This window comes from Phycisphaeraceae bacterium (assembly GCA_019636795.1).
In the GTDB taxonomy this organism is placed as follows: domain Bacteria; phylum Planctomycetota; class Phycisphaerae; order Phycisphaerales; family UBA1924; genus JAHBWW01.
Genome location: JAHBWW010000001.1, coordinates 638325 through 664476, shown reverse-complemented (window position 1 = coordinate 664476; position 26152 = coordinate 638325). Strand labels below are relative to the sequence as shown.

The window sequence follows — 26152 nt, the reverse complement described above, 5'->3', positions numbered from 1 at the left end:
GACCCAGTCGGGGCTTGGAAGGAAAGAGTAGTTGTCGGTGGAGTGCGGCGGTGTTTTGCCGCCGGGGTTTGGCATGCGCACGCCGACGTTGACGTGGAGATCGAGGAAGAGCATGTTGGCGATTGCGTCCTGCCCGTCGCGCCTGCCGTACCAGTTCATCTGTCGATCGGCACCGGAGTCGAAGTTGTAGATGGGGTGGGAGCCGATGACGACGGTGCGTGTGTGGTCGAAGACGTTGGGCATGCGTCCGCCCTGTGGCGGGACGAGTGTGCGAATGTCTTCGCCGAATGGGTTGGCGTCGGGGGCGTGGTCGTTGAGTGTGTATGAGCAGCCGATGAGGCGGTACATGGATTCGGTGGAGTTGAGGCCGGGAATGGGGACGCCGGTGTCGCCTGCGCCGCGGTCTGCGGGCGATTCGAATGCTGCGAGCTCGACGGTGTTGTCGGCAGAGTCGTCGGGGACCGAGAAGTCGATGACGTATGAGTTGAGCGGGCGTCGGGAGGCGCCGATTTCGTTGATGCCATAGAAGGGGAGTTGTCCTTTGGTGCCTGCGAAGAGTGCTCCGATGATTCCTTCGCCGCCGCCGGGAATGGGGCCTCGGATTTGGGGGAGTCGATCGGGGAAGTCGGAGAGGTAGAGCCCGAGGCCGATGCCGATTTGCTGGAGGCGCGAGCCGCAGGTGACGGAGAGGGCGGCCACGCGGGCTTTTGAGAGTGCGGGGAGGAGAATCGCGATAAGCAGAGCGATGATGGCGATGACGACAAGGAGCTCGATGAGCGTGAAGGCGCGGCGCATGAGCGAAGGGTAGGAGCGCGTGCGTTCAGGTGGGCGAGCCATCGACGGGGTTGGAGAAGTGTGTTTCCTGGACGGGGACGACTTCGCCGAGGACGTGCTGGAGGACGGCTGCGGGGGAACCCATCGCATCGACTTCGCGGATGATGCTGGCGGGGTAGCAATCGAGGACGGGGCGCGTCTCGCGTTCGTAGACCTCCCAGCGGCGTCGGATGACGTCTTCTTTTGCGTCGTCGTGACGGTTTTCCTTGAGTGCGCGACGCTGAAGGCGTTCGACCATTTTTTCCTTGTCGCGGCAGACAAGATGGATGATCTGGAGCACGTTGATGTGCTGCTTCATGAGTTCGGCCTGGCGGACGCTGCGTGGGATGCCGTCGAGGATCAGGAGGTCGATGTGTGGTTTGTAGAGGCTGAGGATGGTCTGGGCTTTGATGTTCTGGGCCCACATGCGGACGGTGACATCGTCGGGGACGAGTTCGCCGCGTGAGGAGAATTCGCGGAAGATGCGTCCGAGTTCGCTGGTGATATCCATGTTGCGGAAGATTTCGCCACAGGAGAGGTGGAAGAAGCCGGGGATCTGGCCGAGGATCTTGCCCTGTGTGCCCTTGCCTGCGCCGGGGGCTCCAAAGAGCAGGACGGTCTGGTAGCGGTCGGACATTGGAGAACCTCCAGAACGGCGAAATGCCGGAACCACGGTATTCGGCCAGATCGTTGCGGGCAAACCAGAAAGCGGGGATGTGGGCGCAGAGCGGGCGGCGGGTGCTATAGATTGCGTTGATTCAACACCCCCCCACCCATGCTTCACCACCTTCCAGGATTGTTTGTGCTGCTCGCTGTCGGGGGGTTGGGCTATTTTCTGCTTCTGGTGTGGGTCATTGGGTGGAAGTTATCGCATCCTCCGAGGCGGACGTATGTGTCGGCGGTGGTGCGCAACATTGCGGGGGAGCCGGGTGAACTTTCGCCGCCACTGGGGTGGAGCGAGTGGCGGCTTGGGTCGGGGGGGCTAGAGCTGCCGGTGTGGGATATCGCGGGGCTTGAGGCACGCGGGCCTGTGGTGATTCTGACGCATGGGTGGGGTGACTCGCGGATAGGGGCGCTGGCGCGGATCGGCCACATGAGCCGGTTTGCGTCGCGGCTGATTGCGTGGGATATGCCTGGGCATGGGGAGGCACCGGGGCGGTCGCGCCTGGGCCGGCGCGAGGTGGCGGATCTGGTTGCGTTGATTGATCGCGTGGGTGCGGAGGGTGTGGTGCTGTATGGGTGGTCGTTGGGGGCGGGGGTATCGATTGCTGCGGCGGTTGAGCGGCGTTCGGTGGTTGGGGTGATTGCTGAGGCTCCGTATCGGCTGCCGATGACTCCGGCCCGCAATGTGATGCGGGCGTCGGATCTGCCGTCGGGGTTGGCGCTGCGTGCGGCGATGCTCGGGCTTGGGTTTTCGCCGAAGGTTGTGGAGCGGTTTGATCGGGCGTTGATTGCGGCGCGGGTTGAGTGTCCGTTGCTTGTGCTGCATGGAGAGGATGATCGGATCTGTCCGGAGGCTGATGGGCGGGCGATTGCGGAGGCGGCGCGGTTGGGTTGTTTTGTGTCGATTGCGCAGGGGACGCACAATGGCCTGTGGGTGAGGGCGGAGTCGGTGGAGCGGTGCGTTGCGGCGGTGGCGCGGTTTGGGCCTCTGCGGTCATACGATTCGACCGATGCCGAGTGTTCCTCCCAGCCCGACGGTTGATCCTGTTGCTGCGTCGCAGCGTGCGGCGTCGTTTGCGACGCGATCGATCAAGGCCGAGTCGAAGGCGATGGCGCTGCGGCTGGCGATCTCGATGACGGATCTGACAACGCTGGAGGGGAAGGACTCGCCCGAGAAGGTGCGTTCGCTGTGTCGCAAGGCGGTGCGGCCGTTTGAGCGTGATGAGGCGGAGCTCGGTGAGCGTGTGCCGAGTGTTGCGGCGGTGTGTGTGTATCCGAATCTGGTGCCGGTTGCGCGTGAGTTGCTTGAAGGAACGAGCGTGAAGGTGGCGAGCGTGGCGACTGGATTTCCGAGCGGGCAGTATCCGCTTGAGGTGCGGCTTCGCGACACGAAGCAGGCGATTGTTGCTGGAGCTGATGAGATTGATATGGTGATCAATCGCGGGGCGTTTCTGTCGGGGCGGTACGACGAGGTTGCGGAAGAGATTGGCGAGGTGGCGGCGTTGTGCGAAGCGGAGAGCGGCCGCAATGGGCATAGGGGCGGTGTGCATCTGAAGGTGATTCTGGAGACGGGAGAGTTGGAGACGCTCGACAACGTGCGGCGTGCGAGCGACATTGCGATTGCGTGCATTCGGGATGGGGATTTCATCAAGACGAGTACGGGCAAGGTGCAGCCTGCGGCGACGATGCCGGTGTGCCTGGTGATGCTCGAGGCGATCCGCGATGAGTATCTGCGATCGGGGCGGCTGATTGGGCTGAAGCCGGCTGGAGGCATCAGGACTGCCAAGCAGGCGTGGCACTACCTGTGCATGGTGAGTGAGACGGTTGGGCCTCTGACGGCCCCCCGCGCCTGCCCGTGGCTGAGTCCGGCGTTGTTCCGGTTCGGGGCTTCGACGCTGCTGAATGATCTGCTGCGGTCGTATGTGAAACTGCGGCGGGGTTCGTATCCGGCGGATGATGAGTTCTCGGACGCGTAAAATCAGCCTTTTATGGCTTATTTGTTGATATTAGCCATTTTTGATTGATTATGGTGTATCAGCCTATTTTGGACGATATACTTGAATCATGCACTACGCGCTGATTGCTGACCTGATTGATTCGCGCCTGGTCAAGAACCGTGCTGCGCTTGCGGAGCGGCTGGGGCAGGCCTTGGAAGAGCTGCGTGTGGGGTTTGCGTCGGAATGGACGGCGGCGCTGACGAGCACGAAGGGGATTGACGAACTCTCGGCGGCGTTGGTCAGGCCTGATCGGGCGTTTGAGATTGCGGTCGCGCTGAATGAACGGGTGTGGCCCCACCGGTTTCGGTGGGCGCTGGGGTGCGGTGCGATTGACATCGGGCTGGACTCGGGCGATGCGGGGGCGCTGGATGGGTCGGCGTTTCATCGTGCGGCGGATGCGCTGGCGCGGGCGAAGCGGGAGAAGATGCCGTTTGCGGTGATGGTGCCTGAGGCGCCAGAGTCGCTGGTGATGCTGACCGAAGCGGCGGCGGCGGCGCATGGGCGACTGATGCACGAATGGAGCGCGCGGCAGCGGGAGTTTGTGATCGCGGCGCGGGTGCATGAGACGCAACTGGGGGCGGCGGAGGCGCTGGGAGTTTCGGCGCAGACGATTTCGCGATCGCTGAGCCGAGCGGGTTTTGATTTGATGCAACGGATCGAGAATGCGGTACACTGCGGGCTGAGCGAGATGGGAAGCGCTGGGAGCGAAGGCGGATGATTGATTTCTGGACATTTGTGTTGCGTGCTTTGATCCTTGCAGCGGCGTATGCGCTGGCGATTGGGCTGAGCGGATATATGGTGCGCTATTTTGTGTTGCCGCCGGGTGTGAAGAGTTCGTGGCCACCGATGGATGGGCGTGAGATGCCTGCGGGTGGGTGGCCGAGGTTTGATCCGAGCGTGGTGATCGGGAAGTGCGAGAACATCATTACGCTGACGTTTGTGCTGACGGGGAACTATGCGGGGCTTGCGTTGATTTTTGCGGCCAAGTCGCTGGTGCGGACGGAGGCGATCAAGCAGAATCCTGGGTTTTTTCTGGGCGGGACGCTGGTGAATCTGGTGTGGGGTCTGGCGGTGGGGCTTGGGGCGCGCGGGCTGCTGATGCTGACGTGAAGCGTGGCTGATCGAAGTGCGGAACCCAAAAAACAACCCCAAAAAAACAACCCGCCGGCGCTCGATGTGCCGGCGGGTGAACGTGTGAGAACGAAGGTTTTGTGGGGCGCGGGTCAGGCGCCGGCTTCGATGACTTCCTTCTGAAGGTTGGTGGGCATGGGGGCGTACTTCATGAATTCCATGACGCTTGAGGCGCGACCCTGGCTGAGGCCTCGGAGGGTGGTGGTGTAGCCGAACATTTCGGAGAGGGGGACTTCGGCGGTGACGATCTTGACGGGTCCGCGGTCTTCGGAGTCGAGGATCATGCCGCGGCGGCTGGAGAGGTCGCCGGTGACGTTGCCGAGGTAGTCTTCGGGCGTTGTGATGACGACCTTCATGATGGGTTCGAGGAGGATGCTGCGGGCCTTGGAGACGGCATCGCGAAGGGCGAGGCGTCCGGCCTGTTCGAAGGCGATCTGGCTGGAGTCGACGTCGTGGTATGAGCCATCGACGAGTTCGACCTTGATGTTGATGAGGGGGTAACCGGCGGTGACGCCGCCGATGGCGGTCTGGCGAACACCGGCCTCGACTGAGGGGATGAATTCCTTGGGGATTGAGCCGCCGACGACTTTGTTGACGAAGGCGATGTTGTTCTTGAAGTTGACGCCGTCGGCCTTGGCCTGCTCTTCGGTGTAGGGCATGAGGTTGATGGTGACGTCGCCGAACTGACCGCGGCCGCCGGACTGCTTCTTGAAGAGGCCACGGACGTTGTTTGCGGTGCCGGAGATGGCTTCGCGGTATGAGACGCGGGGCTTGCCGACTTCGACGTTGACCTTCATGTCGCGGACGATCTTGTTCTTGATGATTTCGAGGTGGAGTTCGCCCATGCCGGAGATGATGGTCTGTCCGGTTTCGTCGTTGAACTCGGAGCGGAATGAAGGATCTTCGCGGCGGATGGTGACGAGCGCGTCGGAGAGTTTCTTTTTGTCGTCGGCGGTCTTGGGCTCGATGGACATGCTGATGACGGGCTCGGGGAAGGTCATGCGTTCGAGGACGATCGGGGTGTCGGAATCGCAGAGGGTGTCGCCGGTGATTGAGTCTTTGATGCCGACGAGGGCGACGATGTTTCCGGCGCTGACTTCATCGAGGGCCAAGCGATCCTTGGCGTGCATTTCGAAGATTCGGCTGGCGATTTCGCGGCGTCCGTTGACGGGGTTGAGGACGCGGGTGCCTTTTGCGAGTTTGCCGGAGTAGATGCGTGCGTAGGTGAGATCGCCATGGGTATCGGCGACGACCTTGAAGACGAGCGCGCTGAATGGTGCGGACTCGTCGTGAGGGCGGCTGAGTTTCTTCTCGGGATCCTTGGGGTCGAGCCCTTGAACGGGCGGGACTTCCTGAGGGTTTGGGAGGTAGTCGATGACGCCATCGAGGAGGCGCTGGACGCCGATGTTTCGGAGAGCGGCACCACAGAAGACGGGGTTGCACTCGCGAGCGATGGTTCCCTTGCGGAGAGCGGCGCGGAGTTCGTCGACGGTGATGGAGTTTTCGTCTTCGAGGTAACGTTCGAGGAGGTTGTCGTCGAGTTCGACGGCTTTTTCGATGAGGGTGTGTCGCCACTCGGCGGCTTTGTCGGCGTATTCGGCGGGGATTTCGCCTTCGGTGACGGTTGCGCCGTTGTCTTCTTTGGAGAAGAAGTAGGCCTTCATGGCGAGGAGGTCGATGATGCCCTGAAGTTCGTTGCCGTGTCCGATGGGGTACTGGACGGCGATGGGGTTGGCACCGAGGCGTTTGATGATGGAGAAGAAGGAGAACTCGAAGTCGGCTCCGAGTTTGTCCATTTTGTTGATGAAGCAGAGGCGGGGGACTTTGTAACGGTCGGCCTGGCGCCAGACGGTTTCGGACTGGGCTTCGACGCCTTCCTTGCCGTCGAAGACGGCGACGGCGCCGTCGAGGACGCGGAGGGAGCGTTCGACTTCGATGGTGAAGTCGACGTGTCCGGGGGTGTCGATGAGGTTGATTTTGTATTCTCTGCCGCTGCGTGTCCATGGGCAGGTGGTTGCGGCGGACTGGATGGTGATGCCGCGCTCCTGTTCTTCCTGGAGGAAGTCCATGGTGGCGGTACCCTCGTGAACTTCACCGAGTTTGTAGTTTTTGCCGGTGTAGAAGAGGATGCGTTCGGTGACGGTTGTTTTGCCTGCGTCGATGTGAGCGCAGATGCCGATGTTGCGGATGTTTGAGAGGTCGGAGGACATAGGTGATACTTCCTTGTGTGTGAATCGGGGTGGTGGAGTCGGCGGAATGCGCGGGCGAACTGGGCCGCACTGATCCTCCGAGTGGTATTCTGAACAATGGCGTGCGTGGGGAAGAACGAACCCGCATAAGCAAATCGGCATGCGGGCGGAGAAACTTCTGAATATCGGCGTGCGGGGTGATGTGCTGGCCGAGCGCCTGGTGATGGCGTCGGGGGAAGTTACTGCAAACGGATTTCTTCTTCCTCGTCCATGGTGCACACTCCGGCCGTGATCGAAGAGGCTGGTCGGCCCGACGCCACCAGTTTTGGGGGTGCTCTGCGTCGTGACGCATCGACAGCCTCTGCAGGAAATGGTAGGCGTGATGCGGCGCGGATCAAGTGTCGGGCTGGGAGAGCGAGGGCAAATGCGAGCGGATCGTCCGAGAATTCACGGGGTGTTTGCGCGGACGATGGCGGAGAGGTGGGCGTACTCGGTTGGCGTGAGTTGGCGGAGGGGGTCGAGGCGGAGTTTCTCGTGGTTTTGTAGGGCGATGCGGGCGTAATGGGCGGCTTGATCGGGGTTGCCGGCTCGCTGGTGGAGGCTGACGAGGCGGAGGGGGTAGGTGAGGCCGTGGGGGTCGAGGGTTGCGGCGCGTTCCATTGCTGCGATGGCGGGTGCAAGCCCGGAATCGGGGGTGAGATCGGAGCGATTGGCGAGGGCTTCGTGGATGCTGGAGAGGGTTGCCAGGGCTGCGGGGGAATGCGGGTTGAGGTTGACGGCTTCTTGAGCGTGGCGGATGGCTTCGGCGGCGTGCGATGGGGAACCGGCGAGGAGGGCGTATTGGAGGTTGAGGCGGGCGGCGGTTTGTCGCGTTGGGATGTGGTCGGGGCGGCCGGCGGCGTTGGTGAAGAGGGATGCGGCGGTGCGGAGATTATCGCGTCGGATGATGTCGAGCTGGTGGGCGAGTTCGAGGCTGGTTTTGGCGCGTGGGGTGCCGGCCCATGCGGCGATGTGGTCGATGGCGGCGGGGCCTTCGGGCGGGGGAGATTGGATGGCGGATTCGAGGTGGGCGAGGCGGCCGATTGGCTGGGCGGCGCGGTGGAGGGTTGCTTGCCACGGTGAGGAGAAGGTGATGCTGGAGGCGAGGCTGAAGGCGCAGGCGGGGATGAAGAGTGATGCGATGGTTGCGGAGCGGAGGCGCGAGTGTCGTGGTGTTGGGGCGGCGGGAGAGCATGCGAGGCCGAGGAAGATGGCGGCGAGAGGGGCTGAGGATGCCCAGGTTGCGGTGACTTCGATCTGAGCGTGGGCGAGGAGGACGAGTGCGGCTGCTGCGGAGGCGATGGGGAGGGCGCGCGGGTCGCGTGCGGCGATGCGGGCGATTGCGGCGGTGATGGTGAGAGCGAGGAGGAGGGCGGTGATGCGGGCGATGGCCATGGGGATGGTGATGAGTTGGGATTCGATGAGGGCTGAGGTTGCGATGGAGAGGCCGAGGAAGGCGAAGGCGGAGAGGGTGATGAGGCGGGTCTGGTCTGTTGATTGATGGGAGTCTTTGAGTGATGCGGGAGAGTGTGCGGGAGTGAGTGCGGAGTGAGCGATGGAGCGGCAGGCTGCGGCGAGGAGTGCGATCCATGCGAGGGCGAAGAGGCCGAGGGTTGCGAGGTATTCGAAGAAGATGGAGTGCGGGGATTGGACTTCTTCGGGGCTGAGGGGCGGTTTTGCGAGCATGTATGCGTCTTTGAAGCCTGCGGGCCCGACGCCTATGAGGGGATGATCGAGGAAGATTGCGGTGGCACCCTGGAGGTAGAACCATCGGAAGAGGAGTGAGAGTTCGGCGATGCGTTCGCCGATGAGGCCTCGAGCGATGATTGCGGCGAGTGCGGCGATAGGGACGAGTGCGATGAGGATGCGTGCGCGGGGGCCGAGGCGGAGGAAGATGAGGAAGGCGGGGAGTGCGAGGAGAAGTGCGCCGAGTGCGCCTTTGGAGCCTGCGAGATAGAGCGAGGCGAGGGCGCATGCGGCGGCGGCGAGCATGACCAAAGGCATGCGTCGGTCGTCGCGGAGGGCGAAGGCTCGCCATGCGAGGATGGCGAATGCGGCGAGATATGCGGCGGCGAAGGAGGCGTAGACGTTTGCGAGGCCGAACCAGCCGGTGGCTTCGGGCTGGTAGAGGCGTCGCTCGTAGTTGCGTGCCATCATGGAGTCGGGGGACCAGCCTCGTGATTCGAGGAAGGTTTCGCGCTGGAGTTCGTAGTCGGCGATTGTGTGTGGGTGTTCGATGAAGACCTGAACGACGCCTCGCGCGGTGAACATGACGAGGAGGGATGCAAGGGCTGCGAAGATGATGGTGCGTGCGGTGGATGCGCGTGGGAGATGGGCGATGGCGATTGCGGCGGCGGCGGCGGCGATCCACGGCATGCCGAGTTCGAAGTTGGTGTCGTGGCGCAGGCCATGGATGAAGATGGGGATGCTGCCGAGGACGAGGAGGGTGGTTGCGGCGAGTGGTCGGCCTGTGCGGGCGGTGGCGAGGATGAGGGCTGCGCCGAGGATGGTGAGGAAGTTGAGCACCATGATGGCTGCGGGACCGATGGCGGTGTGTGGCAACCAGAGGATGAAGGGATCGGTGCTCCAGTATGGCATGGGGTCGAAGGGGGCGATCGCGCGGATGAGTGTCGGGGCGATGACGAGTGCGATGCCGAGGGTGGTTGCTGCGGCGTGCAGGCGTGAGGCGGGTGCGTTGAGTGTGGAGGTGATCATGGGGAGGGGGATGAACGAGAGGCGGAGCCTTCGAGGAGGGCGAGGACGAGGAGGACGAGGAGGGTTTGTGAGCCGATGAGTGTGGCTTGCCAGGGCGCGAGGGTGGGAAGGGCGACGCCGCCGAGTGCGGTGACGACGGTGCAGCCATAGATGACGAGGACTGCTGATCGCGGTGAGAGGCCTCGCTGGACGAGGCGGTGGGAGAAGTGCTGGAGGTCGCCGATGAAGGGGTTCCTGCCTTGGCGAAGGCGGATGAAGACGACGGAGATGAAGTCATAGAGAGGTACGGCGAGGATGACGAGGGGGGTGAGGAAGGCGTGTGGCTGTGGGGAGATGAGGCCTTGGGGGATGTAGGTGGCGCGGACGGAGAGGAATGCAAGGAGGAAGCCGAGGACGAGTGAGCCGCCGTCGCCCATGAAGATGCGTGCGGGTGGGAAGTTGAGGCAGAGAAAGCCGAGTGCGCTGCCGAGGGTGAGTGCGAGAAGTGCTGCGACGAACCACTGTCCGGCGATGAGAGCGGATGCGAGGAGGCATGCGGCGGCGATTGCAGCGACGCCGGCGGCCAGGCCGTCCATGTTGTCGATGAAGTTGATTGCGTTGATGATGACGACGAACCAGAGGACGGTGAGTGCGATGGAGAGCCAGGAGCCTCCGACGTGGGAGTCGAACATGGTGAGCAGGCGTGTCTGTGTGAAGATGATGACAGCGGCTGCGACAGCGAGCATGACGGCGAGTTTGAGGATTGGGCCGAGGGGTTTTCGATCGTCGATGAGGCCGAGGATATGAAGGATGGTGAGGCCTGCGAGGACGGCGATGGCGACGGGGAGGCGTTCGATCATGCCTTCGAGGTGAACGCGTGTGGAGGGGGCGATTGAGGTGATGAAGTCGGGGGCAAGGGAGAGGGCGAGGATTGCGGCGGCGAGGGGGATGGCGAGGCCCAGGAAGATACCGATGCCGCCGGTGTTTGGGATGCGGCGTGGTGGGGCCTTGATCTGTCCTGGGCGTGGTGCGGAGTCGAGGGCGCCGAGGCGGGTGCTGACACGGCGTGCGAGCGCGGCGGCGGCCAGTGCGATGATGAAGGCAGGCAGGATGAGCGCGAGAACGATCGCGTGCATGAAGAGGCAGTGTATCGGGGATTGGCGAGGCGAGTGTAGGGGAAGGATCACTCGTGGCGATTGATCGGAGGGCGAGAGAGAGCGAGGAGTTGGGAGGCTTGGATGTGGGCGAGGGAGGGAACGACAAGGGAGGCGTGGGCGAGGCGTTGAGGATCTCCGACGCCGAGGACGGGCATGTTTGCGGCGTTGGCGGCGTCGACACCGGACTCGGCATCCTCGACGACAACGCACTGGGCGGGAGCGAGGGCGAGTTGGTGTGCGGCGAGGAGGAAGACCTGGGGATCGGGTTTGGAGCGTGTGATGTCGTTGCCATCGACGACGGTGTGCATGCGCGAGCGGAGTCCGACGCGATCGAGGATGAGTCGAGCGTTGCGGCTTGAGGACGCGACGGCGCATGGGACATTCATGGCGCAGAGTTGGTCGAGCAGGGCGAGGACGCCGGGGAGGATGGCTTGCGCGTCGAGAGTCTGGAGGGATTCGACGAAGCGGGTGTTTTTGCGGTGGGCGAGTTGTTCTTTTTCGGATTGGGTGAAGGAGCGTGATGCGGCGCTGAGGACGACTTCGAGGGAAGCCATGCGACTGACGCCTCGGAGTTGGTGGTTGGTGTGGCGTGAGAAGGGGATGCCGAGTTCGTCGGCGATTGATTTCCATGCGGCGTAGTGGAGTTCGTCGGTGGTGACGAGGACGCCATCGAGATCGAAGATGACTGCCGAGGCGCGGTGGAGCATGGAGAGTCTTTCAGGAGCGCCAGGTGTGGGTCTGGCCGGGGGTGAGGGTGTGCTGCTTGGCGTGAACGGTGACGCTGAGTGCGGGGCCTGCGAGGTGCTGGACGCTGAGTGCGGCGTGATCGAGATTGACCATGACGCGAGTGTTGCGCCATGCAAGCGGGAAGCGCAGGCGTGTCCAATGTTTGGGGAGGCGAGGGGTGAAGGTGAGGGATGTGGTTTCGATTGCGGTTTTGAGGCCTGCGAAACCGAGGACGATCATCTGCCAGATGGCGCCGGCGCCGGCGATGTGAATGCCTTCGGCGGCTCCGCCGTGTTCAACGTCGAGATCGAGCCGACTGCCCATGTTCCAGAAGTTCCATGCGTGGTCGGCCAGGCCGAGCCTTGAGGCGACGAGCATGTGTGCGCCTGCGGAGAGAGAAGAGTCGTGAGTGGTGCAGGGGAGGTACTCGTTCCATGCGGCGAGGACCTGGGCGTCGGTGAACTCGTGGGGAAGGAGGGCCATGAGCATGAGCACGTCGGCCTGCTTGAGGCAGCGTGTGCGGTAGAGTTTTTCCTGTGGGACCTGGGAGGCGAAGGTGCGGGAACGGTCGGGCCAGGAGGTGTCGAAGTGTGGCTGGGCCAGGAGGGGCCACTCGTCGCACTGGAGGATCAGATCGCCATCGGAGGGGATTGGGAGTTGGGTTGCGATTGAATGGAGGTGTTGAGCATCGAGGTCGGGCGGCGTGTGCTGGGCTGCGGCGGCTGCGGCCTGAGTGAGGGCGCGGCTGACGAGGCGATTGGTGAAGGCGTTGTTTGAAGAGATGGGGGTGTATTCGTCGGGGCCCATGACGCCCAGGAGATGGGGGCGGTTGTCTCCGGCGCGGAAGTCGACACGATCGAGAAAGTATCTCGCGATATCGAGGATCGTGTCTCGGGCGTGTGTGTTGAGGAAGTCGTCGTCGGCAGCAGCGAGGGCGTAATGCTGGAAGCCGAAGACAACATCGGCGGTGACGTGGATCTCGTGATCGGCGTACTGCCAGTTGGGGCAGCACTCGATGCCTTTGCAGTCGGATTCCCAAGCGAAGCGGGCGCCGGGTTGACCTTTGCGGGTTGCGTTGTGGCGCGCGCCGGGGAGCGTGCGGACGCGGAACATGACGAGGTCGCGTGCGTGCTGTGGCTGGGTGTAGAGGAAGAATGGAAGGAGGTACATCTCGGTATCCCAGAAGAAGCGTCCCCAGTAGGCTTCGCCGGCGTAGCCCTTGGCGTCGATGGCGGCGGCGTCGGTGTGAGGGTGGGTGCGGAGGAGATGAAAGATGGCGGCGCGTGCAGCCTGTTGGGCGTGGGGATCGCCTTCGATGTGGACATCGCAGGTGTTCCATGCTTCGGCCCAGGCTGCAGCGTGCTCGGCGAACAGGTCATCGAATGATGTATCGAGCGTGTCGCGGGCGGGCGCGGGATGGGGGGTGCTGCTGGCGTGGATGATGGTGAGTTTTTCGATGACAGCGGGTTGATCGGGCGCGACGTGGATGTTGGCGGTGATTGAACCGAGGCGGTCTGCTGCGCTGGCGCGCGTCGGTTGCGCTTGCGTGCGGAGCACGGAGGTGTAGTGAACGGATTGGCCGGAGTCGAGGGTGAGGTTGAGGGCGAGCGTGGTGGCGTTTGAGGGGTTGGTGGTGGTGGTCCAGTCGAGGGCGGAGAAGTGGTCGTAGCCGTTGGTGGTGACGCGGGCGTCGATGGTGGCGGCGAGTTGGAGGTCGATGGGGTGATCGGATTCGATGGAGAGGCGTTGGGCGATGAGGCCGGGGCGTGTGCGGCTGACGAAGCGTTCGAACGTGAGGCGGAGTTGGGTTTGGCCGATGTGCCAATGGGTATGGCGTGTGAGGAGAGCGTGGCGAAGGTCGAGCGTGCGGGTGTCGCGGGAAATGGCGGGCGAGCCGGGGTGGAGGGTGTTGTTGTTGCAGCAGATATCAAGGCCGAGGGGGCTGGGGAGGTTGACGAGTTGGGCGTTGAGGGTTGGGTGATCGGCGTAGACGGTGGGAACGTAGGTGCCGAGTTTGGTGACGTTGTGGCGGAACTTTTCGCTGGTGACGTTTGCGGCGCGTCGTTCGTAGAGGGTGTCCTGAGGGTGGTTGTGGATGAGTTGTTCGAGGGAGCCTCGGAGGTGGAGTGCTGGGGAGCCGAGGGTGAAGAGCCCTTCGTAGGCTTTGAAGGTTTCGGGGTTGAAGTTGGGTTGTTCGATGAGCCAGGATTGGTCGTGCATCATCGGCACGGTAGGAGGGCTGGGGCGGATCTTCATATGGCGGTGTGGTCGCGTAGGCTTGTGTGTGAAACACCCAGAGGGACATGTGTTCGAGTTCACGCCTGAGACCTTGTCGGCGTGGTGTGAGGAGAGGGGGATGCCCCGATTCCGTGCGGCGCAGATTCTGGACTGGGTGTATCGCAAGGGGGTGGTGGATCCGCGATTGATGAGCAATCTGGCGGCGCGGGAACGGGAGATTCTGGCGCAGGAGATGGTGTTTTTGTCGGGGGTGAGTGTTGCGCACCAGATGGCGACGGATGGAACGCAGAAGTTGCTGATCGAGTGGCCCGATGATGTGCGTGGGGCGATTCCGGCGGGTGATGCGGAGATCAAGCCGGAACTGCGCTTGCCGATCGTGGGCGGGGCGATGCCATATTCGGCGACTGCGCGGCAGACGGAGTGCGTGATGATTCCGGCGTTGCCGACGGAGAGCGATCCGTCGCCGAAGCGGAATACGGCGTGCATATCGAGCCAGGTGGGGTGCCCGGTGGGGTGCCGATTCTGTGCGAGCGGGCTTGGGGGGCTGGACGGGAATTTGTCGGCGGGGCGGATTGTGGAGCAGGTGTGGAGGCTGAATCGGCTGGAGGGTGTGGAGCGGATCAGCAATGTGGTGTTCATGGGAATGGGCGAGCCGCTGGCGAATTTTCGGCCGGTGGTAGCGGCGGTGCGGACGCTGGCGGCGGAGTGGGGCATGGGGATCGGTGCGCGGCGCATCACGATCTCGACGGTGGGAATGCACAAGGCGATCGAGAAGTTGGCGGCGGAGCTCGAGCTGCCGGTGACGCTGGCGCTGTCGTTGCATGCGCCGAACGACGAGTTGAGGCGTGAGTTGATTCCGTGGGCGGAGTTCACGACGATCGAGCAGTTGCTGACGGCGTGTCAGGCGTGGTTTGAGAAGACGGGGCGGGAGATCACGCTGGAGTACATTCTGCTTGGGGGGGTGAACGATCGGCCGGAGCATGCGGCAGAGCTGGCGGCGCTTGCGCGAAGTTTGCGGGCGAATGTGAATTTAATTCGGTACAACCAGGTCAAGGGGCTGGGGTATCGGCGACCGAGCACGGAGGATGTGCTGGCGTTTCAGGAGATTTTGAGGGCGAAACGTGTGAACACGCATATCCGGAGGAGCCGGGGCCGGGACATTGCGGCGGCGTGCGGGCAGTTGCGTCATGAACATGTTGCGTGAGCCATGCTGAGCGAAACGATACCATTGCTGGCGCAGATGGCGTGGATCGATGAGATACGGCCGCGCACGAATGCGTATCGGGTGCTGATGGTGATCTGTGCGGTAGTGATTGCGGTGGCGATCGTTGCCGGCAGGAGGCTTGCGGATAGGCCGGGGCAGCGAGTGCTGGAGCACGCGATCGGGTGGAGCACGATCGGGGTGCAGTTGTTTGCGTTGGTGTGGCGAAATCTGCCTGGGAATTTTGACATGCAGGAGGCGCTGCCGTTGCAGTTGTGCAGGGTGGTGGCGTGGGCGTGCGCGATTGCGATGATCACGCGGGCACGGTGGGCGCTGTCGCTGACGTTTTTCTGGGGGCTTGGGCTTTCGAGCATGGGGTTCATCACGCCGGTGGTGAGGACGGGTCCGGTGTCGGTGAGTTTCTGGCTGTTCTGGGCAGCGCATGTGCAGATCGTCGGGATTGCGCTGTATCAGATCATTGTGCATGGATATGGGCCTTGGCCTAGAGATTTGCGTTTTGCGGTGATTGCGAGCGTGGTGTATGTGGCGGTGGTGGTGCCGGTGAACCTGATGCTGAATGTCGACTATGGGTATCTGGGCGCGAGTGCGTATGACCGCACGACACTGGCGGGGCGGATGGGCGCGTTCCCGCTGCGTGCGGTGAAGATGGTGGCGATGGGGATGGTGTGGATGTTGTTGCTGTACCTGATCGCGCGCATGGTGGGCACGATCAAGGAGCGACGGACGGCGCAGGTGGCGTAGATGGCGATGCATGCGATGAGTGCTGATACTGGTCCCCCACTCTTGCCAGCGTGGGCGACTGAGTTTTCGTCGTTTGGGCTGCTGCACGCGCTGACGGCGGGAGCGTTGATCGGGGCGATGGTGGTGTCGATCGTACTGGGGCGGCGATGGCTTGGGACATGGCGCGAGCGGGCGCTGCGCGGCGTGTGGATCGGGTGGACGGTGGTGTGGCAGGCGTGGGCGGTGGTGTGGTATCTGCTGCCGGCGCAGTTTGATGTGGCGGAGAGCCTGCCGCTGCATTTGTGCGATCTTGCGGCGTGGGTTGCACCGCTGGCGCTGCTGACGCAGAAGCGGTTTTTGCGGACGCTGTTGTTCTTCTGGGGGCTTGGTCTTTCGACGCAGGCGTTTGTGACGCCGGTGCTGAGCGAGGGCGTGACGGATGTTCGGTTCTGGCTGTTCTGGATCGGGCACACGCAGATCGTGGGTTCGGCGGCGTATGACCTGCTGGTGTTGCGATATCGGCCGACGTGGCGGGATTATGTTTTGGTGACGATTGTGAATGTGGTCATCATCGGCGTGATGATTCCGCTGAATCTGTTGCTGGATGCGAACTACTGGTATGTGGGGAATCTGAAGCCGGAGCATCCGACGTTGATTGACCGGCTTGGGCCTTGGCCTTTGCGGGTGGTGTGGATGCTGTTGATCGGGCAGGGGGCGTTAGCGGTTTTGTGGGGCATCGGGGCGTGGGTGGGGCGCGAGGTGCAGGCTGCAGCGGCGGAGGAAGGTGTCGCAACGGAGATCGACGCACGTGATGGTGGGTGAAGTTTGGCAGAGTTGTGTCAGGCCATCGTCTGTGGTACGGTACTCAGTTATGAAGTTCCTGAAATTGATCAGGCCAGCAGAGCAGCGGCGTGTGGTGACGGTGCTGGTGCTGCTGGTACTGCTGGCGTCGGTCGTGAATGTGCCGTTTGCGGTGACGCGGCTGCCGGCTGAGGGTGAGCGTCCTCCGAACCAGACGTACCTTGACCGCGACCAATCGAGCAAACGTGGCTGGCCATCGAGCACGCCGCATGCGCAGCGGTGGCCGGCACCGACGGTGTGGATCCGCCATGGACACCTCGGTTATGCCGAACTCGATGTTCGCTCGCAGACGGAGGACGAAGAATCTATCTCCATGACTGTCAAGCACGCGGGCTGGCCGCTGCCGGTAGTTGAATGGAAGACCATGCGATGGGATGACTCGAACGCGCAGTGGCAAGGTGCCGAGAAGCTCCCGCGTCCGCGGTTGCTGCTTCGCGGGCTGATTGGCAATCCGTTGATCGTGGGCGTGTCGATCTGGCTTGTGTTTTTCGCGATTCCGCTGGTGGGGCGGCTGCGCGAGCGAGCCGAGCATGCTAGCCGGGATTCGGAGCGTGCAACATGAGCGCGTCGGTGCTGGTGCGGACTGGTGAGGTCCGACGGCTGGTGCTGGCGCTGGTGGTGACGATTCTGGTGCTGGCCTCGATTAACAACACGTATGCGCTGTGGCAGTTTCGCGTCCTGCGTGTGCCGCGACCGCCGATGATCGCGCATCTGGTCGATGATGCGGCGCGCGCACGCGGGTGGCCGGTGCGCTCGCCGCACGCTGAGCCGTGGCCCGAGCCCAACTATGCCTACATAGTCGGGACGTTCGGCTATCGCCATTATGATGTGCGCTTCGTGGTGGACAACTGGAGCATGCTGATGATGATTGTCAAGCGTTCCGGCTGGCCATTGCCGGTGATCGAAGAAGTGGAGGCCAGTTGGGCCGATGGAGTCCTGAGTATTGAGGGGGATGGTCAACACTTGCGGATTGGGTTCGTGCCTTTGGGTTTGATCCTCAATCCGCTGATGTTCGGCGTGCCGTTGTGGGCGCTGGTGTTTGTGTTGCCGATGATGCTCACGGTGCGGCGACGGCGCGTGCGGCTGGGTCGTGGGGACTGCGTGTGGTGCGGGTACGCGATGGGGCCGCTTGAGGTGTGTCCTGAGTGCGGACGCCCCAAGGCGACGGCGGGCGCGGCGGGCGGATAGTGTTCAAACATGGAGCCGTTCGAATCCATGTCGCTGCCTGATGAGGGAATGGCGGAAGCGTTTGCGTGGGCGGGCAAGCGTGTGCTGCTGGTGATCAACTGCGGTTCGGGCAAAGGTGCGCGGTGCGGCGAGGTGGCGGAGGCTCTGCGCGAGGCGCTTGAGCGGCGCGGGGCCGAGGTTTCGGGCGATGCGGGGGCGATGGGCGAGCAGATCGCGGCGATGCAGCGCGAGCCTGCGCTTGATGTGATCGTTGCGATTGGAGGCGACGGGACGGTGAGTGCTGCGGGCGCGGCGGCGGAGGCGAGCGGGGCGGCGCTGCTGGTGCTGGCGATGGGGACGATGAACCTGGTCGCGCGCGATCTGGATCTGCCCGAGCCTGACGCGCTCATCGAGAGCCTCGATCGCCTGTGCGTGCGGCGGATCGATACGGCCGAGGTTGGCGGGCATGTGTATCTGCATTCGGCGCTGATCGGGGTGGTGCCGACGATGGCTGAGCATCGCGAGGGTTTGCGGACTGAGCCGACGGCGGGCGGGCGGCTGGCGAGTCTGGTGCGCTTCGTGCGGGCGGCGTTTGATTCGCCGGCGTTGCGGCTGAAGATCGCATCGGATCGCGGGTCGGCGCGGGTGCGGACGCGGTGCCTGGCGGTGACGTGCAACCCGATGGCGGTGGGCGGCTTTGGCGAGCATCGGCGGGCAACGCTCGAGGGCGGGGTGCTGGGCGTGTATGCCTCGCGGCACGCGGGGGCGCTGGCACCGCTCGAACTGCTCACGACGCTGGCGACGGGAACCATCGCGCGCGACGGGGGCATGGATGCAGCGTGCGCGGGCCGGCTTGAGGTGCGTGCGGCGCGCCGGTCGCTGGCGGTGTCGATCGACGGCGAGGTTCGGTCGCTGGCGGTGCCGCTGCGGTTTGCGATCAGGCCGCGGGCGCTGGTGGTGCTGGTGCCGCGCGCGGTTGGCGAGGGGGCGTAGATGCGCATCGCGCACGTGTCGGACATTCACTTCGGCGCGGCCGACGAGGATCTGATCGAAGCGGTGATCGCGGCGGTGCGCGGCATCGAGCCGGATCTGGTCGTCATCAGCGGCGATCTGACCATGGCGGCCAGAGCGCGCGAGTTTCGGCGGGCGGCGGCGTTCATCGCGGCGCTGGGGGCGCCGGTGCTCTCGACCCCGGGCAATCACGATCTGCCGGTGTTTGATCTGGTTGAGCGGTTCACGGCTCCGCTGCGGCGGTATCGGCGGCACATCGAGCCGATCACGATGAGCGCGCTAACGACCGACAAGGTGGCGATCCTGTCGCTCAACTCGGCGCGGCCTTGGGACTTATCGTGGAACTGGTCGCATGGGCGGCTGAGCCGGGCGCAGATTGCCGAAGCCGATGCGTTCTTTGCGGCGGCGAGCGCGGCGCGGTTTCGCGCGCTGGTGGTGCATCATCCGTTCTATGTGCCTGAGGATCTGCCAGGGTTTCGGGTGATCGGCAATGGCGAGGCGATGATGGCGGTGCTGGCGCGGCGGCGGGTGCACGCGGTGCTCAGCGGGCACCTGCATCAGCAGGCGATGGTGAGCCGGGAGATCGAGCTCGACGAGTATGTTGAGCAGGCCGGGGCAGGGGCGGGAGCGGGGGCGCACACGGTGATGCTGCTGCAGGTCGCAAGCGCCACGACGACGCGGCGGCGGAACCAGCCCAATGCGTTCGCGGTGCTCGAGATCGGCAGCGGGGCAGGCGGGGCGATGGATGCAGGCGCGGTGGTGCGGACCGAGTGGGTGGCTGAGGGCGACAGGTTCGTCGCGGGCGAGGGCGAGGTGGTGGTGCGGCTGGATGGGTGAACGAGGTTCCGCCCGCGCGGGTGCTGGTCCAGCGCAGGACGATGGTGCCGTTGACGGCCCGATCGGTACGCAGTAATGCCGGTCCGGATATTGGTCAGGGTGCATCGTCTTTCGTCAACCGATTGCGAAGTTCGATGATATATTTTACTCCGCCCAGTGACTGATCAGCGAAGGCCGCTTCCATCAGTTCAATATCTCGAGTTGACACACCAGATTTACTGAGCAGCATCCGAACAGAGTTTCCCGTACGATCTCGAGCATCAAATGTGTTCTTCGGCGGTTTGTAATTGAATGCGGAATCGTCTTGCCGTGGAGGAAAACCGCGGTTGAACTCCATCATCAGGTTGTTCGGATTGATGATGCGTTCTTCCATGTCCTCGGCTATGGCGATCAGCGCGAGCATATAGAGCGCCAGCCGGGTCATGTCGTACGACTCGCCAGTGCCCGACTCGGGCAGCCACTCAAGTGTCGCATCCGCTCTGGCGAACGCGTGGCTTTGCACGTACTGCTCGGCCGGGCGCGACACAGCGATACGCTGAACTTCGGTCGCCGCGCGGGCGACAATGAATGCGACATCCATGTCATCGGCAATGTCGCTAGCCATCGCGAGTAGAGATGCGCGAATGAGAAGCGCCTGCGCATCGACGACGAGCCTTTGAGAGATGTCCTCCGCTGTCGGAGTCGGCAAGTCAAATCTGGACCGCTCCTCCTGCGTCATTCTTTCGGGCAGCATCCAGAAGACATACTGGAGTTGATCGACAGAAGGTCTGCCGGGTTGTCCGGACCCCACCACTGCAACCGCGAAAAGTGCAAAGAAGCCAGAAGCACAAGGCGTGAAAGTCGACATGGCATGAACTCCCGGTCTCTCGGTCTTTCGGTCGGTTCAAATCAATCTGTAGGCCGGGTGCCGCGGTCATGGCTTTGCTTGGCCACGATCAAAAGCCCTGACCGCCCACCGCACATTCCGTGACACTGCGCAATGCCGAGTTTCGGACGCCCGGCCTTGATCCGGCCGCGATCCCGTCGCGACTAGAGCGTTGGTTCATCATGGCATCAACATGGCTTCATCATGGCCATGCAAAGCCATGGCCATGGCACCCAGCCGCCCGCATCGCTGCGCGGGGAGGGAGAATAAGGAAGAGGAGAAGAAGGAGGGCCGCGAGCGATGGCACCCGTGGTGATGTGCGGCACAGGGACGGCGGCTTGGGGGGGCGATCCGAGGGGCCAACCGGGGGGCGGCGCGGGGGGCGGCGATCGGGTAGGATGCGCTGATGAGTTCAGAGCCCCAGAAGACGACCAGCGCGACACGCATGATCGACACCCGCACCAGCCCGCGCTTTGCCGGGGTGTGTACGTTCTGCCGCTATCCGCGGCTCGAGGATGTGCTCGCGGCCGAGCCCGGCGCCCCCATCGACTGGGCCCTCTACGGCGTGCCCTATGACAGCGGCGTGACCTACCGGCCCGGGGCACGCTTCGGGCCGCGGGCGATTCGCGATGCGTCGGCGTATGTCAAGCGGTATTCGATCGAGCACGGGGTCGATGTGCCCGGCGTGCTGAGCCTGGCCGATGCGGGCGATGCGCCGGTGCGGCCGTTTCATCCTGTCGAGACGCTCGAAGGGGTCGTAGCGTGGGCGGCGGCGCTGGGCGATGCGAGCACGCGGCTGCTGGCGGTCGGCGGCGATCACTCGGTGGCCTACGCGAACATCGAGGCGACGTGGAGAAAGTTCGGCGGGGGCGCCGGGGGCGGGCTGGCGCTGGTCCACTTCGACAGCCACCTCGACACCGTCGAGAGCGTGTGGGGCGAGCGGTGGAGCCACGCCTCGCCGTTCATCCGCGCGATCGAGAGCGGGCTGATCGACCCCAAGGCGATGATCTCGATCGGGATCAAGGGGCCGCTCAACAGCGCGAGCGATCTCGAGTATGCCCGCGAGCACGGCGTGACGATCATCACGCGCGGCGAGTGGGACGCACGCGGGGCGGCGGCGCTGGCTGCGTTCGTGCGCGCGGCGGCTGATCGCCCGACGTATGTGACGTTCGACATCGACGTGGTCGATCCGGCGTTCGCGCCGGGCACGGGGACGCCGAGCATCGGAGGCTTCAGTTCGAGCCAGGTGCTCTCGATTCTGCGATCGCTGGCGGGGCTCAACATCGTCGGGGCCGATGTGGTCGAGGTGCTGCCTGATCGGGATATCGCGCAGAACACGGCGCTGCTGGCGGGGCATGTGATCTTTGAGATCCTGGCCCTTGACGCTGTGCGGCGGGCGGGGCGGGCGGGGCGGGCTGGGGGCGGCGGGGGCCGCTAGGATCGGGGCGTGTATCAATCCCTGCTGACGCGACGCTACCTGACGAGCAAGATCATGCCGCTGCTGTCGCTGGTGGCGGTGATGCTCTCGACGACGACGATCCTGGTGACGTGGTCGGTGATGGGCGGGTTTCTCGAGACGCTCAAGGAATCGGGACGGACGCTGATCGGCGATGTGGCGATCTCGTGGCCCAACGTGGGCTTTGCGCACTATGAGGATCTAATCGCGCGGCTTGAGGCGCACGAGGCGGTCGCGGCGGCGGCTCCGCTGATCGAGACGTTCGGCATGGTCAAACTGCCCGACGATCAGCTGCAGGCGGTGTCGATCCGCGGGATCGATGGGCCGAGTTTCGACCGGGTGACGGGGTTTGCGGGGACGCTGTACTGGAAGCCGATCGACAGGCCGACGCCCAAGGACCGTGAGCGGCTCGACCCGAGACTGCCCGAGAAGACCGACGCGGATTTTCTGCGGCAGGTGCAGCGCAACGGGTTGAACCTGGTCAGGCCCGAACTGGGGCTCGACGAACCGGCGGTGGTGCCGGGGATCGAACTGACGGGGCTGAATCAGCGGCAGTCCTGGGGCGGGTACATCCCGATGGCGACGACGCGGCCGCTGGCCGACGGCGGGATCGCCAGCGAGAACATCTTCATGCCGCGCAACGGGTGGCTGACGATGACGCTGCTGAGCCTGGATTCGAACGGGCGGTTTGCCAAGGCGGTGACGCGACGGTTTCCGGTGGCCAACGAGTTTCAGAGCGGGATTTTCGACGCCGACAGCCAGATCGTGCTGGTGGAGTTGAGCGCGCTGCAGTCGATGCTGAACATGGCGCGGGCCGATCGCGTGGAGCCGGCGGGACCGTTTGACACAGAGGTGGACCCGGAGACCGGAGAGGTTGTGCCGGCCAAGGCCAGGGTTGTGGGGACGGATCCGGCGCGGGTGACGAGCGTGCTGGTGCGCGGGGCGGCGGGGGTGGAGTCGGACCGGCTGGCGCAGGTGGCTGAAGGGGTGTACCGGGCCTTTGCGCTGGCGCACCGCGACGAGGTGCCCAATGGCGATGTGATTCTCATCCGGACGTGGCAGCAGAAGAACTCGACGCTGATTGCGGCGGTGGAGAAGGAGACGGCGCTGGTGCTGTTCGTGTTCGGGATCGTGTGCTTCACGAACGTGTTTCTGGTGCTGTCGATCTTCTGGTCGATGGTGAGCGAGAAGACCAAGGACATCGGGATCCTGCGGGCACTGGGCGGCTCGATGCTGGGGATTGCGTGGCTGTGGCTGCGGTACGGGCTGGTGATCGGCTCGGTGGGGGCGGCGGCGGGCGTGGCGCTGGCGGCGGTGATCGTGCACAACATCAATCCGATTCATGACTGGCTGGGCGGGGCGTTCGGGATCGTGGTGTGGGACCCGCGGGTGTACTACTTCATCGAGGTGCCCAACAAGGTGGACTGGTGGCACGCGGGGGTGGTGTTCATCGCGGGGCTGGGCACGTGCGTGCTGGGCGCGGCGATCCCGGCGATGCGCGCGGCGACGATGGACCCGGTCAAGGCGTTGCGGTTCGAATAAGGGGCGAAGCGGATGACGCTGCTGGCGGCAAGGAATGTGCACAAGACGTATCGCCTCGGGCATGTGCGGGTGCCGGTGCTTCATGGGGTGAGCCTGAATGTCTCGCGCGGCGAGTCGGTGGCGGTGCTGGGCAGTTCGGGCTCGGGCAAGAGCACGCTGCTGCACCTGCTGGGAGGCCTGGACAGGCCCGATGCCGACACGGGCAGCACGATCGAATATGACGGGAAAGCGCTGCAGGAGATGAGCGCGCGGGAACTGGATCGGTACCGGAGTAGCCAGGTGGGGTTCGTGTTTCAGTTCTATCACCTGCTGCCGGAGCTGTCGGTGATCGAGAATGTGGCGATCGGGGCGATGGTGCGGCTGGGCAAGATCGGCTATCTGCGTGAGCGCGGCGTGGTGCTTGAACGGGCCAAAGCGTTGCTCGACTCTTTCGGGCTCGAACACCGGCTCAAGCATCGGCCGCGGGAGCTTTCGGGCGGTGAGCGGCAGCGGGTTGCGATTGCGCGGGCACTGATCAACGAGCCGCAGGTGCTGCTGGCCGACGAGCCGACGGGCAATCTGGATCGCGCGACGGGGCAGGGGATTCTGGATGTGCTGACCGAACTGCGCACGTCGAGCGGGCTCACGATGGTGATGGTGACGCATGATCCGACGATCGCCGAGCGTGCCGACCGGGTGGTGCATCTGCTCGACGGCGTGGTGGTGGAACGAGCAAAGAGCGGCGCGGCGGTGTCACGGGTGTGAAGAGGCTCAGCTTGAGCGAGAGGAAGTGAAGATGCGACACTCGATTCTTGCGGCCGTGCTGATGGTGTTGATGATCGCGTGCTGCGGCTGCGGGAAGACACTGCCGGATCGGACCGGGTTTCTCTCGTCGTATGAGGGGCTGACGAAACGCAACAACCTGAGCCTGGGGATGGCCACGGGCGCTGAAGGCCTGGGGCGGTATGAGCGGTTCATGGTCGATGAGGTCGAGCTGCGGCTTGAGAACACGAGGGGCCTGCCGGAGGGAGAGGGCGAGCGTCTTGCGGCGTATCTGCGCGATCAAGTGGTCAAGGAACTGGGCGAAGACTACACGATTGTTACGGGCGCGGGCCAGGGGGTGGCGCGTGTGCGCATGGCGCTGACGCAGATCACGCGTTCGACGATGATCATGAATCTTCATCCGGGGATGAAGATCACCGGCGCGGGGCTTGGCGGAGCCGCGATCGAAGCCGAGATCGTGGACAGCCTGACGGGCGTGCGCGTGTGGGCCCTGGTGGAATCGAGAAAGGGCAACCAGATGGAGTTGGACGCGTTCGATCCCTACGACGACGCGGAGGACGCGGCCGAGATGTGGGCGGCGCTGATGCGGCTGGCGGTTGACAAGGCGCGGAATGAGGCGCGGGCGACGCTGGAGGCGCAGGCGGGCTACCAGACACCTTGATCGAGCATGGCGTCTGCGACGCGGATGAAGCCTCCGACATTGGCCCCGTGGAGATAGTTCGGGCGGGCTTTGGGGAGCTGGGGCGCGGATGCGGCGTGCTGGAGGCAGGTGTCGTGGATTGAGGCCATGATTTTGTAGAGGTGTGATTCGACGGTTGCGGAGGGCCATTGGAGGCGTCCAGCGTTTTGCGCCATTTCGAGGCCCGAGCATCCGACACCGCCTGCGTTTGAGGCCTTGCCGGGCGCGAAGAGGACACCGCCGGCGTGAAGAACCTTGATGGCGTCGGGGTGAGTTGGCATGTTGGCGCCCTCGACGACGGCGAGGGTCTTGTTTTTGACGAGCGTTTCGGCTTCGGATTTCGAGATTTCGTTCTGTGTGGCGCATGGGAAGGCGAGATCGCAGGGGATGTCCCATGGCTCGGCGTGTTCGCGGTAGGTGACGCCTTTGAAGTGGTTGGCATACTCGGCGATACGGCCTCGGCGATTGTTCTTGAGATCCTTGATCCATTCGAGGCGTTCGTGCGTGATGCCTTGTTCGTCGAAGATGACGCCGCCGGAGTCGGACATCGCGAGGACTTTGGCGCCGAGGGCGATGAGTCGCTGTGCGGCGAACTGCGCGACGTTGCCTGAGCCGGAGACGACGCAGCGTTTTCCTTCGATGGAGTGTCCTGCGCTTTCGATCATGAGTCGGCAGAACTCGACGCAGCCGTAGCCGGTGGCTTCGGTGCGGATATGGCTGCCGCCCCACGGGGTGCCCTTGCCGGTGAAGACGCCGGTGTGTGCGTTGCGAAGTCGGCGGTATTGGCCGAACATGAATCCGACTTCGCGTGCTCCGACGCCGATATCGCCAGCGGGGACATCGGTGTCTTCGCCGACGTGGCGGAAGAGTTCGAGCATGAAAGCTTCGCAGAAGCGGCGGACCTCTGCGTCGGACTTGCCCTTTGGATCGAAGTCGGAGCCGCCCTTGCCGCCGCCCATCATGAGACCGGTGAGGCTGTTCTTGAAGATCTGTTCAAAGCCGAGGAACTTGAGAATGCTTTCGTTGACTGTGGGATGGAAGCGGAGGCCTCCTTTGTATGGACCGAGGGCATTGGTGAACTGCACACGCCATCCCCGGTTGACACGGAGTCGATGCTGATCGTCTTCCCATGTGACGCGGAAGCGGATGGTGCGATCGGGCTCGGTGAGTCGTTCGAGGATGGCCGCGTCGCGATAACGCGGCGTGTCGAGGACAAGGGGCATGACGGATTCGAGCACTTCGTGAACGGCTTGAAGGAACTCGGGTTGATTTGGGTTTCGTTGTTCGAGCTGTGCAAGGAAGGTGTCGACATGCGTGGACATAAGGAACCTCGACAAAGGCGCGACGACCGCTCGACCGGGAGGGGAAGGGGATGGTCGAGAG

General features: G+C 63.9%; 23 protein-coding genes and 1 pseudogene. 15 read left to right on the top strand and 9 right to left on the bottom strand.

Going from position 1 to position 26152, the window contains the following annotated elements; genetic code table 11:
• Positions 1–699 precede the first annotated feature (699 nt).
• Positions 700–795, bottom strand: a pseudogene (locus KF757_02780) (prepilin-type N-terminal cleavage/methylation domain-containing protein).
• Between the two features lie 25 nt (positions 796–820).
• The gene (locus KF757_02775) at positions 821–1450 is read right to left on the bottom strand and encodes a nucleoside monophosphate kinase (GenBank protein MBX3321895.1); all 630 of its coding nucleotides are present in this window, start codon (positions 1448–1450) and stop codon (positions 821–823) included.
• A 138-nt stretch (positions 1451–1588) separates the two neighbouring features.
• On the opposite strand from KF757_02775, the gene KF757_02770 reads away from it, so the two are divergent.
• From KF757_02770 to KF757_02755, 4 genes are all read left to right on the top strand, one after another.
• Positions 1589–2518, top strand: coding sequence for an alpha/beta hydrolase (locus KF757_02770; protein ID MBX3321894.1), 930 nt, complete (start codon positions 1589–1591; stop codon positions 2516–2518).
• The gene (gene deoC, locus KF757_02765; protein ID MBX3321893.1) at positions 2487–3452 is read left to right on the top strand and encodes a deoxyribose-phosphate aldolase; all 966 of its coding nucleotides are present in this window, start codon (positions 2487–2489) and stop codon (positions 3450–3452) included. The genes KF757_02770 and deoC overlap by 32 nt, the downstream gene beginning before the upstream one ends.
• Positions 3453–3540: 88 nt before the next feature.
• Entirely contained in the window at positions 3541–4191 is a 651-nt protein-coding gene (locus KF757_02760) for a hypothetical protein (protein MBX3321892.1), read from the top strand.
• On the top strand, positions 4188–4583 hold the full coding sequence (locus KF757_02755; GenBank protein ID MBX3321891.1) for a hypothetical protein: 396 nt from the start codon (positions 4188–4190) through the stop codon (positions 4581–4583). The genes KF757_02760 and KF757_02755 overlap by 4 nt, the downstream gene beginning before the upstream one ends.
• 113 nt (positions 4584–4696) lie before the next feature.
• On the opposite strand, the gene fusA is transcribed toward KF757_02755, so the two are convergent.
• The 5 genes from fusA to KF757_02730 all read right to left on the bottom strand — a co-directional run bounded on the left by fusA (position 4697) and on the right by KF757_02730 (position 13665).
• Complete coding sequence (fusA, locus tag KF757_02750; protein ID MBX3321890.1) at positions 4697–6814, bottom strand: elongation factor G; 2118 nt, start codon at positions 6812–6814, stop codon at positions 4697–4699.
• Positions 6815–7240: 426 nt separating this feature from the next.
• A complete protein-coding gene (locus KF757_02745; GenBank protein ID MBX3321889.1) occupies positions 7241–9547 on the bottom strand; it encodes an O-antigen ligase family protein in 2307 nt (768 codons plus the stop codon).
• Complete coding sequence (locus KF757_02740; protein MBX3321888.1) at positions 9544–10662, bottom strand: undecaprenyl/decaprenyl-phosphate alpha-N-acetylglucosaminyl 1-phosphate transferase; 1119 nt, start codon at positions 10660–10662, stop codon at positions 9544–9546. Before KF757_02740 ends, KF757_02745 begins: the two co-directional genes overlap by 4 nt.
• Before the next feature lie 47 nt (positions 10663–10709).
• Entirely contained in the window at positions 10710–11390 is a 681-nt protein-coding gene (pgmB, locus tag KF757_02735) for a beta-phosphoglucomutase (GenBank protein ID MBX3321887.1), read from the bottom strand.
• 10 nt (positions 11391–11400) lie between these two features.
• The gene (locus KF757_02730; GenBank protein ID MBX3321886.1) at positions 11401–13665 is read right to left on the bottom strand and encodes a glycoside hydrolase family 65 protein; all 2265 of its coding nucleotides are present in this window, start codon (positions 13663–13665) and stop codon (positions 11401–11403) included.
• Between the two features lie 28 nt (positions 13666–13693).
• Between KF757_02730 and rlmN the strand changes: the two genes are divergently transcribed.
• The 7 genes from rlmN to KF757_02695 are packed head-to-tail and all read left to right on the top strand — an operon-like array spanning position 13694 to position 19465.
• Complete coding sequence (gene rlmN, locus KF757_02725; protein ID MBX3321885.1) at positions 13694–14851, top strand: 23S rRNA (adenine(2503)-C(2))-methyltransferase RlmN; 1158 nt, start codon at positions 13694–13696, stop codon at positions 14849–14851.
• Between the two features lie 3 nt (positions 14852–14854).
• On the top strand, positions 14855–15610 hold the full coding sequence (locus KF757_02720) for a TIGR02206 family membrane protein (GenBank protein MBX3321884.1): 756 nt from the start codon (positions 14855–14857) through the stop codon (positions 15608–15610).
• On the top strand, positions 15611–16411 hold the full coding sequence (locus tag KF757_02715) for a TIGR02206 family membrane protein (GenBank protein MBX3321883.1): 801 nt from the start codon (positions 15611–15613) through the stop codon (positions 16409–16411). It begins immediately after the preceding gene.
• 49 nt (positions 16412–16460) lie between these two features.
• Positions 16461–17012, top strand: coding sequence for a hypothetical protein (locus KF757_02710; GenBank protein MBX3321882.1), 552 nt, complete (start codon positions 16461–16463; stop codon positions 17010–17012).
• On the top strand, positions 17009–17638 hold the full coding sequence (locus KF757_02705) for a hypothetical protein (protein ID MBX3321881.1): 630 nt from the start codon (positions 17009–17011) through the stop codon (positions 17636–17638). The genes KF757_02710 and KF757_02705 overlap by 4 nt, the downstream gene beginning before the upstream one ends.
• Before the next feature lie 27 nt (positions 17639–17665).
• Complete coding sequence (locus tag KF757_02700) at positions 17666–18610, top strand: hypothetical protein (protein ID MBX3321880.1); 945 nt, start codon at positions 17666–17668, stop codon at positions 18608–18610.
• The gene (locus KF757_02695) at positions 18611–19465 is read left to right on the top strand and encodes a metallophosphoesterase (protein MBX3321879.1); all 855 of its coding nucleotides are present in this window, start codon (positions 18611–18613) and stop codon (positions 19463–19465) included.
• Between the two features lie 94 nt (positions 19466–19559).
• Here KF757_02695 and KF757_02690 read toward each other — a convergent pair whose 3' ends face one another.
• Positions 19560–20198: a hypothetical protein gene (locus KF757_02690; GenBank protein MBX3321878.1), complete on the bottom strand. Its 639-nt coding sequence runs from the start codon at positions 20196–20198 to the stop codon at positions 19560–19562.
• Positions 20199–20736: 538 nt separating this feature from the next.
• Between KF757_02690 and speB the strand changes: the two genes are divergently transcribed.
• Genes speB through KF757_02670 form a run of 4 tightly spaced genes read left to right on the top strand, consistent with a single transcriptional unit; the run spans position 20737 to position 24751 of the window.
• Positions 20737–21768, top strand: a complete 1032-nt coding sequence (gene speB / locus KF757_02685) for an agmatinase (GenBank protein ID MBX3321877.1) — start codon at positions 20737–20739, stop codon at positions 21766–21768.
• A 9-nt stretch (positions 21769–21777) separates the two neighbouring features.
• On the top strand, positions 21778–23328 hold the full coding sequence (locus tag KF757_02680; protein ID MBX3321876.1) for an ABC transporter permease: 1551 nt from the start codon (positions 21778–21780) through the stop codon (positions 23326–23328).
• Between the two features lie 12 nt (positions 23329–23340).
• Complete coding sequence (locus KF757_02675) at positions 23341–24072, top strand: ABC transporter ATP-binding protein (protein ID MBX3321875.1); 732 nt, start codon at positions 23341–23343, stop codon at positions 24070–24072.
• Between the two features lie 31 nt (positions 24073–24103).
• Complete coding sequence (locus tag KF757_02670) at positions 24104–24751, top strand: DUF3313 domain-containing protein (GenBank protein ID MBX3321874.1); 648 nt, start codon at positions 24104–24106, stop codon at positions 24749–24751.
• Here the strand turns inward: KF757_02670 and gdhA are convergent.
• Entirely contained in the window at positions 24736–26091 is a 1356-nt protein-coding gene (gdhA, locus tag KF757_02665) for an NADP-specific glutamate dehydrogenase (protein ID MBX3321873.1), read from the bottom strand. The two genes, KF757_02670 and gdhA, sit on opposite strands and share 16 nt — an antisense overlap.
• Positions 26092–26152 lie beyond the last annotated feature (61 nt).

Excerpts from the sequence above, each read along its gene's own strand:
- KF757_02775 (MBX3321895.1), bottom strand. The coding sequence starts at position 1,450 with ATGTCCGACCGCTACCAGACCGTCCTGCTCTTTGGAGCCCCCGGCGCA.
- KF757_02770 (MBX3321894.1), top strand. The coding sequence starts at position 1,589 with ATGCTTCACCACCTTCCAGGATTGTTTGTGCTGCTCGCTGTCGGGGGG.
- deoC (MBX3321893.1), top strand. The coding sequence starts at position 2,487 with ATGCCGAGTGTTCCTCCCAGCCCGACGGTTGATCCTGTTGCTGCGTCG.
- KF757_02760 (MBX3321892.1), top strand. The coding sequence starts at position 3,541 with ATGCACTACGCGCTGATTGCTGACCTGATTGATTCGCGCCTGGTCAAG.
- KF757_02755 (MBX3321891.1), top strand. The coding sequence starts at position 4,188 with ATGATTGATTTCTGGACATTTGTGTTGCGTGCTTTGATCCTTGCAGCG.
- fusA (MBX3321890.1), bottom strand. The coding sequence starts at position 6,814 with ATGTCCTCCGACCTCTCAAACATCCGCAACATCGGCATCTGCGCTCAC.
- KF757_02745 (MBX3321889.1), bottom strand. The coding sequence starts at position 9,547 with ATGATCACCTCCACACTCAACGCACCCGCCTCACGCCTGCACGCCGCA.
- KF757_02740 (MBX3321888.1), bottom strand. The coding sequence starts at position 10,662 with ATGCACGCGATCGTTCTCGCGCTCATCCTGCCTGCCTTCATCATCGCA.
- pgmB (MBX3321887.1), bottom strand. The coding sequence starts at position 11,390 with ATGCTCCACCGCGCCTCGGCAGTCATCTTCGATCTCGATGGCGTCCTC.
- KF757_02730 (MBX3321886.1), bottom strand. The coding sequence starts at position 13,665 with ATGAAGATCCGCCCCAGCCCTCCTACCGTGCCGATGATGCACGACCAA.
- KF757_02720 (MBX3321884.1), top strand. The coding sequence starts at position 14,855 with ATGCTGAGCGAAACGATACCATTGCTGGCGCAGATGGCGTGGATCGAT.
- KF757_02715 (MBX3321883.1), top strand. The coding sequence starts at position 15,611 with ATGGCGATGCATGCGATGAGTGCTGATACTGGTCCCCCACTCTTGCCA.
- KF757_02710 (MBX3321882.1), top strand. The coding sequence starts at position 16,461 with ATGAAGTTCCTGAAATTGATCAGGCCAGCAGAGCAGCGGCGTGTGGTG.
- KF757_02705 (MBX3321881.1), top strand. The coding sequence starts at position 17,009 with ATGAGCGCGTCGGTGCTGGTGCGGACTGGTGAGGTCCGACGGCTGGTG.
- KF757_02700 (MBX3321880.1), top strand. The coding sequence starts at position 17,666 with ATGTCGCTGCCTGATGAGGGAATGGCGGAAGCGTTTGCGTGGGCGGGC.
- KF757_02695 (MBX3321879.1), top strand. The coding sequence starts at position 18,611 with ATGCGCATCGCGCACGTGTCGGACATTCACTTCGGCGCGGCCGACGAG.
- KF757_02690 (MBX3321878.1), bottom strand. The coding sequence starts at position 20,198 with ATGCTGCCCGAAAGAATGACGCAGGAGGAGCGGTCCAGATTTGACTTG.
- speB (MBX3321877.1), top strand. The coding sequence starts at position 20,737 with ATGAGTTCAGAGCCCCAGAAGACGACCAGCGCGACACGCATGATCGAC.
- KF757_02675 (MBX3321875.1), top strand. The coding sequence starts at position 23,341 with ATGACGCTGCTGGCGGCAAGGAATGTGCACAAGACGTATCGCCTCGGG.
- KF757_02670 (MBX3321874.1), top strand. The coding sequence starts at position 24,104 with ATGCGACACTCGATTCTTGCGGCCGTGCTGATGGTGTTGATGATCGCG.
- gdhA (MBX3321873.1), bottom strand. The coding sequence starts at position 26,091 with ATGTCCACGCATGTCGACACCTTCCTTGCACAGCTCGAACAACGAAAC.